Source organism: Pseudonocardia lacus (assembly GCF_018531445.1).
In the GTDB taxonomy this organism is placed as follows: domain Bacteria; phylum Actinomycetota; class Actinomycetes; order Mycobacteriales; family Pseudonocardiaceae; genus Pseudonocardia; species Pseudonocardia lacus.
The window spans coordinates 1-13,049 of sequence record NZ_JAHDTH010000016.1; the positions used below are offsets into that span (position 1 = coordinate 1).

General features: G+C 75.6%; 13 protein-coding genes. 4 read left to right on the top strand and 9 right to left on the bottom strand.

Translation table 11 applies throughout. The features are described 5' to 3' along the window. The 4 genes from KIK08_RS05720 to KIK08_RS05735 form a co-directional block, all read right to left on the bottom strand. A partial coding sequence (locus tag KIK08_RS05720) for a coiled-coil domain-containing protein (protein WP_214401940.1) occupies positions 1-833 on the bottom strand: 833 nt, incomplete at its 3' end. Between the two features lie 44 nt (positions 834-877). Next, a complete protein-coding gene (locus KIK08_RS05725) occupies positions 878-2,317 on the bottom strand; it encodes a coiled-coil domain-containing protein (RefSeq protein WP_214401941.1) in 1,440 nt (479 codons plus the stop codon). Between the two features lie 648 nt (positions 2,318-2,965). Continuing rightward, positions 2,966-3,187 carry a hypothetical protein gene (locus KIK08_RS05730; RefSeq protein WP_214401942.1) on the bottom strand — a complete coding sequence of 74 codons (222 nt, stop codon included), beginning with the start codon at positions 3,185-3,187 and terminating at the stop codon, positions 2,966-2,968. 962 nt (positions 3,188-4,149) lie between these two features. Beyond that, complete coding sequence (locus KIK08_RS05735; protein WP_214401943.1) at positions 4,150-5,229, bottom strand: alpha/beta fold hydrolase; 1,080 nt, start codon at positions 5,227-5,229, stop codon at positions 4,150-4,152. Positions 5,230-5,453: 224 nt separating this feature from the next. Here KIK08_RS05735 and KIK08_RS05740 point away from each other — a divergent pair, with 224 nt between their 5' ends. Further along, a complete protein-coding gene (locus tag KIK08_RS05740; RefSeq protein ID WP_408004645.1) occupies positions 5,454-7,040 on the top strand; it encodes an alpha/beta fold hydrolase in 1,587 nt (528 codons plus the stop codon). Between the two features lie 40 nt (positions 7,041-7,080). Here the strand turns inward: KIK08_RS05740 and KIK08_RS05745 are convergent, their stop codons facing one another. Both KIK08_RS05745 and KIK08_RS05750 read right to left on the bottom strand, forming a co-directional pair. After that, on the bottom strand, positions 7,081-8,352 hold the full coding sequence (locus tag KIK08_RS05745) for a VOC family protein (RefSeq protein ID WP_214401944.1): 1,272 nt from the start codon (positions 8,350-8,352) through the stop codon (positions 7,081-7,083). After that, positions 8,349-8,834: an RNA polymerase sigma factor gene (locus tag KIK08_RS05750; protein WP_214401998.1), complete on the bottom strand. Its 486-nt coding sequence runs from the start codon at positions 8,832-8,834 to the stop codon at positions 8,349-8,351. The genes KIK08_RS05745 and KIK08_RS05750 overlap by 4 nt, the downstream gene beginning before the upstream one ends. Before the next feature lie 167 nt (positions 8,835-9,001). Between KIK08_RS05750 and KIK08_RS05755 the strand changes: the two genes are divergently transcribed. After that, positions 9,002-9,805 carry an MBL fold metallo-hydrolase gene (locus KIK08_RS05755; protein WP_214401945.1) on the top strand — a complete coding sequence of 268 codons (804 nt, stop codon included), beginning with the start codon at positions 9,002-9,004 and terminating at the stop codon, positions 9,803-9,805. On the opposite strand, the gene KIK08_RS05760 is transcribed toward KIK08_RS05755, so the two are convergent. Further along, positions 9,793-10,614 (bottom strand): class I SAM-dependent methyltransferase, encoded by an 822-nt coding sequence (locus tag KIK08_RS05760; protein ID WP_308257422.1) that lies wholly within the window; start codon positions 10,612-10,614, stop codon positions 9,793-9,795. The genes KIK08_RS05755 and KIK08_RS05760 overlap by 13 nt on opposite strands. A gap of 123 nt (positions 10,615-10,737) precedes the next feature. Between KIK08_RS05760 and KIK08_RS05765 the strand changes: the two genes are divergently transcribed. Together KIK08_RS05765 and KIK08_RS05770 are read left to right on the top strand one after the other, a co-directional pair. Continuing rightward, positions 10,738-10,935, top strand: a complete 198-nt coding sequence (locus KIK08_RS05765; protein WP_214401946.1) for a hypothetical protein — start codon at positions 10,738-10,740, stop codon at positions 10,933-10,935. 26 nt (positions 10,936-10,961) lie between these two features. Then, the gene (locus KIK08_RS05770; RefSeq protein WP_214401947.1) at positions 10,962-11,999 is read left to right on the top strand and encodes a LacI family DNA-binding transcriptional regulator; all 1,038 of its coding nucleotides are present in this window, start codon (positions 10,962-10,964) and stop codon (positions 11,997-11,999) included. Positions 12,000-12,003: 4 nt separating this feature from the next. Here KIK08_RS05770 and KIK08_RS05775 read toward each other — a convergent pair whose 3' ends face one another. Together KIK08_RS05775 and KIK08_RS05780 are read right to left on the bottom strand one after the other, a co-directional pair. Further along, positions 12,004-12,255, bottom strand: coding sequence for a hypothetical protein (locus KIK08_RS05775; protein WP_250556384.1), 252 nt, complete (start codon positions 12,253-12,255; stop codon positions 12,004-12,006). A 69-nt stretch (positions 12,256-12,324) separates the two neighbouring features. Next, the gene (locus KIK08_RS05780) at positions 12,325-12,843 is read right to left on the bottom strand and encodes a TrmH family RNA methyltransferase (RefSeq protein ID WP_308257423.1); all 519 of its coding nucleotides are present in this window, start codon (positions 12,841-12,843) and stop codon (positions 12,325-12,327) included. Between the last annotated feature and the right edge of the window lie 206 nt (positions 12,844-13,049).

Here is a 13,049-nt window from a genome sequence, read left to right on the forward strand (position 1 = left end):
TGCAGGGTCGCCTGCTGACCGCCGGGCTGGGGGGCGCCCGGCGCCGGGCGGCGCTGCTGCGGGGCCGCGGCGCCGTTGGGGGCCGGCCGGCGGCCGTCGCCGCCCTTGCTCAGCTCGCCAGTGAGCAGGTCGGCGAGGCGGCCCAGCTCCGAGCGGATGTCGGCCTGCAGCCCCTGCAGCCGGTTGATCTCCTGGGCGGCCTGGTCCTGGGCCCGCTTGGCCGCGGTCTCGGCGCGCAGCCGGATCTCCGCCGCGTTGGCCTCGGACTCCTCGCGGAGCCGGTCGGCGGCGCGGGCGGCGGTGGAGTGCAGCTGCTCGGCCTGCTCGCGGGCCGCGGCCAGCTGGTCGGCGATCTGCTGCTCGCGCTCCTGCAGCTCGGTGTTGCGCTGGGCGGCCTGCTGCTCCAGCTGCGACGCCCGCGCGATCAGGTTCTGCTCGACCTCGTGGCGGTGCTTCTCCGCCTCGGTGCGGGCCCGCTCGATGATCGACGCCGACTCCTTGGTGGCGTGGCTGCGGGCCTCCGCCGCCTCCTGCTCGGCCAGCCGCAACAGCTTCTCGGCGCGGTAGCCGAAGCTGTCCTCCTTGGCCGCGGGCTCGCCGTGCGGCGAACGGGCCCGCAGCTCCCGCAGCTCCTTCTCGGTCGCCTCGGCGTGCTCGGTGGCGAGCTTGCGCTGGCGCTGGGCCTCGGCCAGCTCCTCGCGGAGCGAGGTGACCTCGGCGCGCCGCTGGGCGAGGAAGTCGTCGACCTGGCGGCGTTCGTAGCCGCGCAGGACGGTGTCGAAGCTGGGCTCGGGATGGGTGGCGGGGGACGGCACGGCTGAGGGGGCGGCCACGTGGAATTCCTCTGGTCAGGGCGGGGCGGGTGGGAACGGGAGGGTCAGTTGTCCGACCGGGAGCCCGCGCCGATGCGAGCCGACGGGCTCGGGCGGTCGCCGGTCGGTCTCGGCCGCGGAGTGGCGGACGGCCGGCCGCCCGGGTCCGCGTCCGGCTCCGGGGCGGCGCCATCGGCGGCCGCCGGGGCGGCGGGGCGCGGGCCGCTGGACAGCGACTCCGGCATGCCGGGCGCGTCGTCGGACAGGCTCGGCGGGCGGTGGGTGAACAGGTCGGCCGGGTCCGACTGGGCGGGGATGTAGGGCCGGGCCAGCCCGGGACCGGCCAACTGCTCGGTCCGCTCGGCGTCGCCGAGATCGCGACCGGGCGCGCCGCCCGGATCCCGGTCCGGGACGGTGGGCGCGGAGCGCTCGGCCTCGATCACCGTGCGGCCGGTGCCCGGCCAGGACGCGTCGGCGGGCTCGTCGTCGGACCGGTCGTCGCGCGCGCCGCCCGCGGCCCAGCCCGCCGACCAGCCCGCCGCGCGGGCCGGGGCGATGGGCGTGGGCTCCACCGGCGTCGACGGCTTGGACTCGACGAGCCGCAGGTCGGGGGTGCCCTGGCTGGGCGCGATCATCCGGGGCAGCGTCCAGTCCAGCAGGGCGCGCACCGAGGTCAGCTGCTCGGAGACCTGGTGCTGCAGCATCCGCAGCTCCTCCAGCTCGCGGTGCGCCTCGGCGACGCTCGCGGTGGCCTCGCTGCGGATCAGCTCGGCCTGCGCGGTGGCCTGCGCCAACAGCTCGCGAGCCTCCTTCGCGGCGGCGTCGCGGATGCGGATGGCCTCGGCGCGGGCCAGGGTCTCCTTCGCGCTGAGCTCGTCGAGCACGGCGCCGCGCCGCTGGGTGAGCACGTCGTCCAGCTCGGCCTCGGCCGTGGCCCGCTGCGCGTCGAGATCGGCGGCGAGCTGCTCGATGTGGCGCTCGCGTTCGGCGCGCAGCGCCTCCAGCCGGGCCCGGCCCTCCTCCAGCTCGTCGCGCAGCGCCTCGCGGGCGGCCCGCAGCTCGGTCTCGAACGCGGCCCGCTCCTGGTGGGACCGCTCCTGCAGCTCGTCGGCCTCGGCCTGGGCCATGCTCAGCACCTGGGCGGCGCCCGCGGTGGCCCGCCTGCGCATCTCGCCTGCGTCGTCCTGCGCGATCTGCACCATCTGCTGCAGGCGCTGGCTCATCCCGTCGACCGTGGACGGCACGGTGGACAGCTCGGCCACGGCCGCGGTGAGCCGCTCGATCTCGGCGCGCGCCTCGTTGGCCGCCGCCCGGGCCTCGTGCGCGTCCGCGCGGGCCTGCTCCAGCTGGGAGGCCGCCATCCGCAGGTCGTCGCGGGCGACGTCGCGGGCCAGCGTCGTCGAGTCCAGCTCGGCGCGCAGCCGGCGCAGCCCGTTCTCCACCTCGACCCGGTCGTACCCGCGGCGCACCACGGCGAAGGGGACGTCGTCGTGCTCAGGTCTCATCGGGCGGACGCTCCTCGATCATCACGCGATGCCCGCGCACCTGGTGCCGCCGAGGCGTCCGACCGGTGGGAGCGGCCGGGCCGGGGGAGCTGACGCCGGGCGACAGGTACGCAGCGTGCAGCAGACACCTTTTCAGGGGAGCAGCAGAAGAGCAATCCTCCGAACGGCATCTCGCGCTGGGTGGTCGGTCGTCACCGTGAGACGTGGGGGCGACACGCGGGCGTAACCGTCGGTGGGCTGTGGTGCACTGGTGGTATGGCCTTCGTGCACGGACACGCCCGCGACAGCGGCTGGGTCGTGGCGCACGTGCGCGCCCCCGTCGACGCGCAGGAGGGTCAGCTGTCCCTCGTCCCGGAACCGGACGAACCTGAGCCTGAGACATCCCCCGCCGGCGAGGACGAAGGCCCGGCGAGCGCGGCCGGGAACTCCGCGATCACCCACAGCTGATCGCCGCGCCGCACACCCCGGTGTTGCCGTCTTCGCAGGGGGAGCGTGAACCCAGCAGGTGCCACAGCATCTGCGAAGACCCCACCGCCCCTGCGACGACGGGCCGGCGCGGCCGCCGGTCCGTCAGAGTGGAGGTCGGTCAGCGGGGGGTCGGTCAGCGGGGGGTCGGTCAGCGGGGGGTCGGTCAGCGGGGGAGGTCGGTCAGCGTCGAGCTCGTCGGGGCCGGGTCGCTGCCCATCCGCTGCAGCCCCACCACCCGCAGCAGCGCCAGCGCCTCGGCCGCGCGGGCGCCGGGGGCGCGGAGTAGACCAGCAGGTGCTGATCGTCGCCGCTGACCTCCAGCGCCGTGCACTCCAGCTGCAGCACGCCCAGCTCGGGGTAACGGTTGTACTTGACGTCGCCGGCGTGCTGCGAGGGGCCCACCCTGGGCTGCGCAACCCGCCCCGTGCTGCGCGTCCGGCCCCTGGTGTCCTCGCAGGCCCAGCTGTGCCTCGCAGCGCCCGGTGGGTGTTCGCAGTCCGCCGGCGTGCTGCGAGGGCGCACCCCGGGCTGCGGGACCCGCCCCGTGCTGCGCGTCCGGCCCGACGCGCGTCCTCGCAGCTCCTGCTGCGTCTCGCAGCGTCTGGTGGGTGCTTGCAGTCCGCCGGCGCGCTGCAGCACGCACCCCGGGCTGCGGGACCCGCCCCGTGCTGCGCGTCCGGCCCTTGGCGTTCTCGCAGGCCCAGCTGCGCTTAGCAGCGTTCGGTGGGTGTTCGCAGTCCGCCGGCGTGCTGCGAGGGCGCACCCCGGGCTGCGGGACCCGCCCCGCGCTGCGACGATCCGGCCCCGTGCTGCGGGGGCCCCACCTCGAGCTGCGGGACCCGCGCCGCGCTGCGCGCCCCTGCCCGGCGGGTTCTCGCAGGCCCAGTTGCGTCTCGCAGTGTCTGGTGGGTGCTCGCAGTCCGCCGGCGCGCTGCGAGGGCCCACCCCGGGCTGCGGGACCCGCCCCGCGCTGCGCGTCCGGCCCCTGGCGTCATCGCAGGTCCGGTGGCGCCTCGCAGCGTTTGGTGGGTGCTCGCAGTCCGCCGGCGTGCTGCGAGGGCTCACCCCGTGCTGCGAGGGCGCACGCCGCGCTGCGCGCCTGGCCTGGCGCGTCCTCGCAGGCCCAGCTGCGCTTCGCAGCGTTTGGCGGGAGTTCGCAGTCCGCCGGCGCGCTGCGAGGGTGCACCCCGTGCTGCGAGGGCGCACCCCGTGCTGCGAGCGCACCCCGAGCTGCGACGACACATCCCGCGCTGCGCGCCCGGCCAGGGCGTCCTCGCAGGCCAAGTTGCGCCTCGCAGCACCCGGTGTGGGTGACCCGGGAGTTCCTGCCGCTGCTGCGGCGGTGTCCCGTCCCCTGTGAGGCGTCAGGACCCGAGGAACTCGGTGAAGATCCCGACCCACTTGTCGGCCGAGTCCAGGAACGGTGCGTGGCCCGACTCGGGGAACATCTCCGAGCGCACGGTGCCGCCCGCCGCAGCGTAGCGGCCCAGCACCTGCCGGATCTGGCTGACCATCGGCTGCTGCGGGTAGACCGCCGCGCCGGGCCACCCGGGGATCTGGCCGGCCGCGCCGAGCACCCCGGCCTCCAGCGGGGAGCCGTCGGCGATCACCAGGTCGGCGGCGCCGTGGGTCCAGAGGATCGGCGGCTTGGGGTCGAGGTCGAGGATGCCGGTCCAGTTGCAGTACTTCGGGGACAGGGCGTTGAGGATGCCGCGGTCGCCGGGGGCGAAGCCGGGCCAGTTCGGCGAGGTGGTCGAGTCGCCCGGGTAGTTGTCCGGGCCGGTGGAGGTCTTGAGGATCTCGGCGACCAGCATGTCCTCGCGCTCGGGCTGCTCGCGGAACGTCGGGGCCACGTAGAAGGTGCGGAACAGGCTGCGCGCGGAGAACGGGTTCTCCGCCGAGGTGTCGCCTGCCTCGATGGCCTCGACGACCCCGGGGTTGATCCCGCCCCCGCCGGAGCCGGCGAAGTCGTCGAAGCAGGGCCGCCCGTCGGGGTGCGTGCCGCCGTAGCCGTAGGGGGAGACCGGGTCGACGTAGGTCAGCGACGCGACGGGGTGCGCCATCGCGTAGGCGGAGATGGCGGCGCCGCCGGTCGACCACCCGGCCAGGTGCGGCGCGCGGGTGACGTCGAGGTGCTCCAGCACGGTGCGGATGTCGGTGGCCCAGTCGCGCAGGCCGCCGGTGGCGTCGAGGGGGACGGGGCTGGAGTCGCCGAAGCCGCGCATGTCCGGGGCGATGACCCGGTACCGCTCGCCCAGCCTGGGCATGACGTGCTCCCAGAACCGGGAGGTGGACAGGTTGCCGTGCACGAGCACGACGGGTTCGCCGTCCGCGGGGCCGGTCTCCAGGTAGTGCAGCCGGGTGCGGTCGAGCTCGGCGGTTCCCTCGCGCACACCCGGGGGCAGCGGCAGGCGGTCGGCCCCGGCGGGCCCGGCAGTCGTCATGGGCGGAATGCTCCTGCCGGGGGAAGGCGCTGGTCAAGTGGCGGGTACCGACGAGTAGATGATCACCGCCGGGCTCCGCGCGGCTACCAGGGGTGACCGCTCACCTCTGTCGTGTTCCCCCGTCAGGGACGGGGTGGCACGCTCTTGCCGGTCGACCCCGACCCAGCGATAGCTTGCCCCTCCCGGTCCCACCCGCGGCCGGAGGTGCGAAACAAGGGAGTGCAGTGCGCAGAATCCCGGCAGTGCTGACGACGGCGGCCCTCGTGCTCGCCGCCGCGTTCGCCGCCCCCGCGGCGGCCCAGGCCGACGAGCCGACGCCGCCCGACTTCCAGCCGGCCCCGGTCGCCTGGGCGCCGTGCACGAGCGCGGGCCTGGCCTCAGCGGGAGCCGAGTGCGGCTTCGTCGAGGTTCCCCTCGACTACGCCGACCCGGCCGGCACCAGGATCAAGCTGGCGGTCTCCCGGATCAAGGCGAGCGTGCCGGCCGACCAGTACCAGGGCGTCATGCTGGTGAACCCGGGCGGCCCCGGCGGTTCCGGGCTGGCGTACTCGCAGCTGGGCGCCGCGGTGCCGGACGGCGCGGGCGAGGCCTACGACTGGATCGGCTTCGACCCGCGCGGCGTGGGCTCCAGCGTCCCCGCGCTGAGCTGCATCCCGGACTACGCCGGCTACAACCGGCCCGACTACCAGCCCGAGGGCGGCCAGGAGGCCGAGTGGCTGGCCAGGGCCGAGTCCTACGCGAACGCCTGCGCGGCCAACGGCGGCGAGCTCCTCGACCACCTCAGCACGGTCGACGCGGTCACCGACATCGACAGCATCCGCAAGGCGCTGGGCGCCGAGCAGATCAACTGGTACGGCTTCTCCTACGGCACCTACCTGGGCCAGGTCTACGGCACGCTGTTCCCCGACAACGTCCGGCGCATGGTCCTCGACGGCGTCGTCGACGCCCGCGACGTCTGGTACGAGGCCAACCTGAACCAGGACGTCGCCTTCGAGCACAACATCCAGGAGTTCTTCGACTGGGTGGCCGAGGCCGACTCCGTCTACGGCCTGGGCGCCACCGGCGACGAGGTCGAGGCGCTGTACTACAGCACCCAGGACGAGCTGCGCGCCACGCCGGCCGGCCCGATCGGCCCGTCGGAGTGGAACGACCTGTTCCTGGGCGCCGGGTACAACGTGCTGTCCTGGCCGGGCATCGCCGACGCCTTCGCGGCGTGGGTGAACGACAAGGACGCCGCGGCGCTCAAGGACGCCTACGACGGCTCGACCGACACCACCGACGACAACGGCTACGCCATCTACCTGGCGGTGCAGTGCACCGACGCGCAGTGGCCGACCGACTGGGACGTCTGGCGCGCCGACAACACCCGGGTCGACGCCGAGGCGCCGTTCGAGACCTGGGCCAACGCCTGGTTCAACGCCCCGTGCGCGTTCTGGCCGGCGAAGGCGGGCGAGCCGGTGGAGATCGACGGCTCCGGGGTCGAGAGCGCGCTGCTGATCAGCGAGACCTTCGACGGCGCCACGCCGTTCAACGGTGCGCTGCACGCCAGGGAGCTGTTCCCGAACTCGGCGCTCATCGAGGGCGTCGGCGGCACCACGCACTCGTCGTCGCTGTCCGGCGTGGCCTGCACCGACGACAAGATCGCCGCCTACCTGGCCACCGGCGAGCTGCCCGAGCGGCAGCCGGGCGAGGGCTCGGACGTCCAGTGCGACCCGCTGCCCCAGCCCGAGCCGACCGCGGACGCGGAGGGCGGCGACGGGTCCGGGGCGAGCACCGGGGCCCGGGTGGCCGAGGGCCTCACCCGCAGGTAGCCCGTTGGCGGGTCTCCCGGTCCCGGACCGGGAGACCCGCTCACGCCCCCATCAGGCCGAACGCGGTGCCCTGGTCGTCGACGCACTCGGCGAGCACGCCGTCGCGGCCCGGCGCGGGCTCGGTGGCGGTGCCCCCGGCGGCCCGGACCGCGGCCACCGCGGCCCGGATGTCGGCGACCTCGAACCACGGCACGACGACCGCCGTGTCGCCCCGCACGAGCCCGCAGGACGGCGCCGGCCACCGGCCGTCGGCGAGCGGGTGCCAGTAGCCCGGGTCGGTGCCGGGGTGGAACCGCCAGCCCAGCACCGTCGAGTAGAACGCCCGGCTGCGGGTCGGGTCGGGGCTGCGCAGCTCGTAGTAGCCCAGCTCGCCGGGCCCGTGCGGGGCGCGCGCGCCCCCGCCGAGGCCGTCGGGCGGGGTGAACACCGCGAACGGCTGGCCCTGGTCGTCGGTGCACCGCGCGGACCGGCCGTAGGGCTCGTCGGTCGGCTCCTCGGCGGTGCCCCCGGCGGCGCGCACCAGTGTGGCGGCCTCGGCCACGTCGGCCACCGCCCAGCACGGCATGAGCGTGGGCCGCTCGCCGCCCCACAGGCCCAGGCGCGAGCCGAGTCCGGTGACCTGGCGCCCGGGCTCGGTGGGGTCGCCGGTCACGGTCCAGCCGAGCACGGCGGTGTAGAAGCGCTCCGCGGCCGCCACGTCCGGGGTCCACAGGGAGGCGTAGCCCAGGTCGCCCGAGCGCGGTCCGCCGGGCGCCGCGGAGACCATCCAGCGGTGCCCCGACGGGTCGATGACGACGCCACCGCGCCCGTGCGGCGAGTCGGTGACCGGCCGGTCCAGCTCCCCGCCCGCGGCGAGGGCCGCGGCCACCGCGGCGTCCGGGTCGGGCACCTCCAGCATCAGCGACTGGCTCGTCCCGCCGCGCGTGACCGGCGCGGCCAGGCCGAGCTCGGGGAACTCGTCGGCCAGCATGAGCACCGAGTCGCCGATGGCCACCTCGGCGTGCCCGATCCGGCCGTCCGGCATGACGATCGGCTCGCCGCGGCGCACCGCGCCGAACGCGGCGACGTAGAACTCGACGGCCCGGGCGGAGTCGGTGACGGCCAGGTACGGCGTCAGCGCGTGCAGTCGCGCGGCTGCCGGGGCCGGGACCGGGCCGGCGGCGGTTTCGGTGGTCGTGGTCATGACGTCCCCTTCCGGTGCGAGCAGCGCCCGCTCGATCCGGGCGCGCAGGGCGGCGGCGAACCCCGGGTCGGGGTCCACCGGTGCGAGCGGGGCGCGGAGGGCGAGCAGCGGGTCGGTCGGGTCGGTCATCGGTCCCCTCCTCCCCCGAGTGCGGCGTAGCTGCGGCGGAACGCTGCCCTGGCCCGCACGAGCAGCGCCTCGGTTGCGCCGACGGTGCGGCCCAGCGCCCTGGCGACCTCGGGGACCGGCAGCCCGTCGAGGTAGCGCAGGGTCAGGGCCGCCCGGTGCATGCCGGTCTGCTCGTCGAGGACCTGGCGGGCGAGCAGCGCGTCGAGCCGCTCGTCCCACGGGTCGTCGGGCGGGTGGGGTTCGGACCCGACGGCGCGCAGCCCGCGCCGCTCCCGCTCGGCGGCCCGCCAGTGGTCGACGAGCTTGTGCCGGGCGATCCCGACCAGCCAGCCCGTGCTCGGGGCGGGCGGGGGAGTGCGCCGGCACGCGGTCACCGCGGCCAGGAACGTCTCCGCGGTCAGGTCCTCGGCCAGCGCCCGCCGCCCGCACCGGGCCAGCAGGTAGCCGTAGACCTGGGGCAGCGCGTGGTCGTAGAGCGCCATGAGCGCCGCGCCGGCATCCGCCCGGACCTTCCGTTCCACGTCCCTCCATCGTCGGGCGGGCCGGCATCCCGACGGTGCGTCACCTGGATGGAGCAATGGGCGGATGTCCGGCCGCGGGCGCGGTGATCGGATGGTCACGCACCCGTGGGCGGGGTAGTCCGCGGGACATGGACGCTTCCCTGACCTTCGTCGGCACGGCCACGACGGTGCTGCGGCTGGGCGGGTTCACGCTGCTCACCGACCCCAACTTCGTCCGCAGGGGGCAGCGCGTGCACCTCGGCTACGGCCTGACCAGCAAGCGCCGCACCGAGCCCGCGATGCGGATCGCGGACCTGCCCGACCTGGACGCCGTGCTCCTCTCGCACCTGCACGGCGACCACTTCGACCGGGTGGCCAAGCGCGACCTGCCCCGCGAGCCGCGGGTGCTGACCACCACCCACGCCGCCCGGCGACTCGACCGGTGGGGCTTCCACCCGGTCGGCCTGGACACCTGGCAGGAGCACGTGCTGCGCCGCGGCCCGGAGGTGCTGCGGGTGACCTCGGTCCCCGGCCGGCACGGCCCGGTCGGCGTGCACCGGCTGCTGCCGCCGGTGATGGGCAGCGTGCTCGACCTGGAACGCGACGGCCGGCGGGTGCTGCGCGTCTACGTCACCGGCGACACGCTGAACGTGCCCGAACTGCGCGCGGTCCAGGAGCGCTTCCCGGACGTCGACGTGATGGTCGCCCACCTCGGGGGAACGCGGGTCCTGGGCGTCCTGGTCACGATGGACGGCCGGCACGGCGGCGACCTCGTCGAGCTGATCGGGCCGGGGGCGGTCGTACCGGTGCACTACGACGACTACGGCGTGTTCCACAGCCCGCTGTCGGCGTTCATCGCCGAGATGCGCGGGCGCGGGCTCGGCGGCCTGCTGCGCACGGTCACCCACGGCGACACGGTCGAGTTGCGCTCCCGGACGGCTCAGAACGCGTAGCGCAGGTAGCGGCCGACGTCGCGCAGCCTCGGGATGCGGGCCAGTAGGCCCATCTGCAGCCGCCCCACCAGCGGGAACTCCTCGATCCCCGGTACGGCGACCGAGCGCACGTCGTCGAGCAGCCGCAGCCGGGGGTGCCAGGCCAGCGGGGCGCGCGGGTCGTCGAGACCCCAGTGCAGCCGCGAGCCCGACGTCCGCACGGCCGTGACCCGGCGCTGCAGGCGGATGCCGATCGTGCCGTAGACGTCGAACAGCAACTGCCCGCTCGGGAACCGGCCGGCGATCCGCTGCACCAGCCGCCGGACGTCGGCCTCGTGCAGGTACATGGTCAGACCCTCGGCCACCGCGACGACGGGGCGGTCGGCGGGCACGTCGGCGAGCCGGCGCTCGTCGAGGACGGACGCGGCGACGAGCGCGTAGTCGCCGTCCGGGCGCGGCAGCAACCGCTCCCGCAGCGCGACGACGTCGGGCAGGTCGACGTCGACCCAGCGCACGGACGGGCCGTGCTCGACCCGCAGCGACCGCGCGTCGAGCCCGCAGGCGAGGTGCAGCACGGTGGCGGTGGGCTCGGCGGCGAGGAACTCCGCGGTCCAGCGGTCGAACCACCGCGAGCGCAGCGCCACGCCCGCGGCGCTGGTCGGGTTCATGCCCGCCTTGGCGACGTCGTAGTCGACCTGGTCGAGCACCCGGGCCGCCCACGGGTCGCCCAGGATCGGGTGGTCGGAGCGCGCGTCGCGGGCCTTGCCGCACAGCGTCGCCAGCATCGTCTCCGGCGGCCCGGTCAGTGCGACCCGCGCTCGTTCCGTCACGGCTTCCCCCGTCCGTACGCCGGCAGTGCGGCGAGCATGCTCCTCCGGAAGTCTCTTGACCGCTATAGAGAGCGGACGTACTGTAGCGCTAAAGTTCTGGAGCGCTACAGAAGGAGACCCGCTGTGTACGAGCTGCCGATCGCCACCCACATCGCCACCGACGCCGTCCGCCGCCAGTTCGACCCGGCGGCGCCCGCGGAGCCCGACCGCCCGCCGCGCGCGTTCCGCCCGGTCCGACGCGTCCGGGCCGCCACCGCCGTCGCGCTGCAGCGCGTGGCCTCCGCCGTCGAGCCCCGGCCCGAATGCAACCCGGCACGCTGACACCTACCCTCGGCACCGTGCCGAGGGTGACCCTGAAGACCGTCGCCGACCGGGTCGGGGTCAGCGCGATGACCGTGTCGAACGCGTTCTCCCGGCCCGACCAGCTCTCCGCGGCGCTGCGCGAGCGCATCCTCACCGTCGCGGCGGAGCTGGGCTACGTCGGGCCCGACCCGGCCGCGCGCACCCTGGCCCGCGGCGCCACCGGCACCGTGGGCATCCTGCTCACCGAGTCGCCGCAGCACGCCTTCTACGACGAGTACACGATCGCCTTCCTGGCCGCGATCACCCAGGAGCTGGCCGGCGCGGGCCTGGCGCTCACCCTGCTGCCCAGCGGCCGGGCGGGCGACGTCGTCCCGGCCCGCGACGTCGCCATGGACGGCGCCATCGCCTACTCCTGCCGACCCGGCGTCGACGGCGTCGACTGGCTGCGCAAGCGCAGGCTGCCCCTGGTGTTCGTCGACCAGCAGCCCGAGCGCGGCCACACGTCGATCAACGTCGACGACCGGGCCGCGGCCGCGGCCGCCGCGCGGCACGTCGTCGACCTCGGGCACCGGCGGGTCGCGCTGGTAACGGTCGGCCGCGAGGTGACCGACCCGGACACGGCCCCCAGCGACTACATGGTCGCCCGGCAGCGGATGCGCGGCTGGCTGGACGTGCTCGAGCCGGCCGGGATCGAGCCGGTGGTGCGGCGGTCGGACTACGACAACCCGGAGGCGGGTGCCGCGGCCCTGCGCGACCTGCTCGACGGCCCCGACCGGCCGACGGCCGCCCTGTGCTTCTCCGACGCGCTCGCGTCCGCCGTCGTGCGGGTCGCCGAGGACGCCGGGCTGCGGGTGCCCCACGACCTGTCGGTCGTCGGCTTCGACGACACCCCGCTGGCCCGGCGGATGCGCCCGGCGCTGACCACCGTCCACCAGGACGCCGGCGAGAAGGGCAGGCTGGCCGCCGCCGAGCTGGCCGCCGCCGTCGCCCGCCACCGGGCCGGGGAGGAGCCCGTGGTGCGCAGGCTGGAGCTGCCGACCGAGCTGGTCGTCCGGGAGAGCACGGCGCCGCCGCCGGCCTGATCCCTCAGCAGGCCTCCAGGGCCGCCGGGGCCGCGAGGATCTCGTCCACCAGCCGCGGCACGAGCCGATCGGTGTCGAACCGGTAGCCGAACTCGGCGTAGGCGGACAGCTCGCGCTGCAGCAGTGCGCCGACCGGGCCGGGGTGCACCCGCCGGGCGTGGAACGCGGCGGCGCGCACCCGCGACCGCTCGTGCGCGGTGAACTCGCGGGCATCGCCGCGCAGCTTCGGGCCGGTCGGGCTCGGGTTGGGGATCATCGGTTCGCCCTCCTTCTCGTCGACCCGACACGGGAGCAGGAGGTGGCGAGGGTGCCCGCAGATACGCGGTCAGATCATCCCGGCGAGCCGGTAGGCGACCAGCGACCCGGCCACGGCGACGTTCAGGCTGAGCCCGGTGCCGATCATCGGGATCTCCACGGCGCCGTCGGCCATCGCCATCGCCTCGTCGGGCACACCGTCGCGCTCGTGCCCGAGCAGCACGACCGTGCGCTCGCGGGCCGCGGGCAGGTCGCCCAGCCGCACGGCCCCGTCGGCCAGCTCGACGGCGAGGACGCGCGTGCCCAGGCCGCGCTGGTGGGCCAGCCACCGCAGCGGGTCGGCGGCCCGGTGCACGCAGGACCTGCGGCGCAGGGTGTCGCCGCGGGCCAGCGGCGCGTCCCATCGGCGCCCCCGGGGGACGACGAGGCAGGCGCCGACCGCGTCGCAGGTGCGCAACAGCGTGCCCAGGTTGGCCTCGTGCATCGGCCACAGCGGGGCGATGAAGAGGTGGTCCCAGCACGGGTGCGTGCGCGGCCGGCGCTGGCGGCGCAGCTCGGCCCGGCTGCGGACGTGCGGGTGGCCGGTCACCGGCCCGAGGGGGGTCGCCCTTCCATCGCAGCGGCGCTTCGCGGTGCGCCGGGACCATCGACGGGGATGTGTCCGCCCACGGTACCGCGCGCGACACCGGGTCAGCCCTCCTCGCCGCGGGCCCGGCGCAGCACGAGCCGTCTTCGCAGAGGCCGTGTCCTCCTAGCAGGCTTCAGGGAGCCTGCTAGGAAGACAGAAACCCTGCG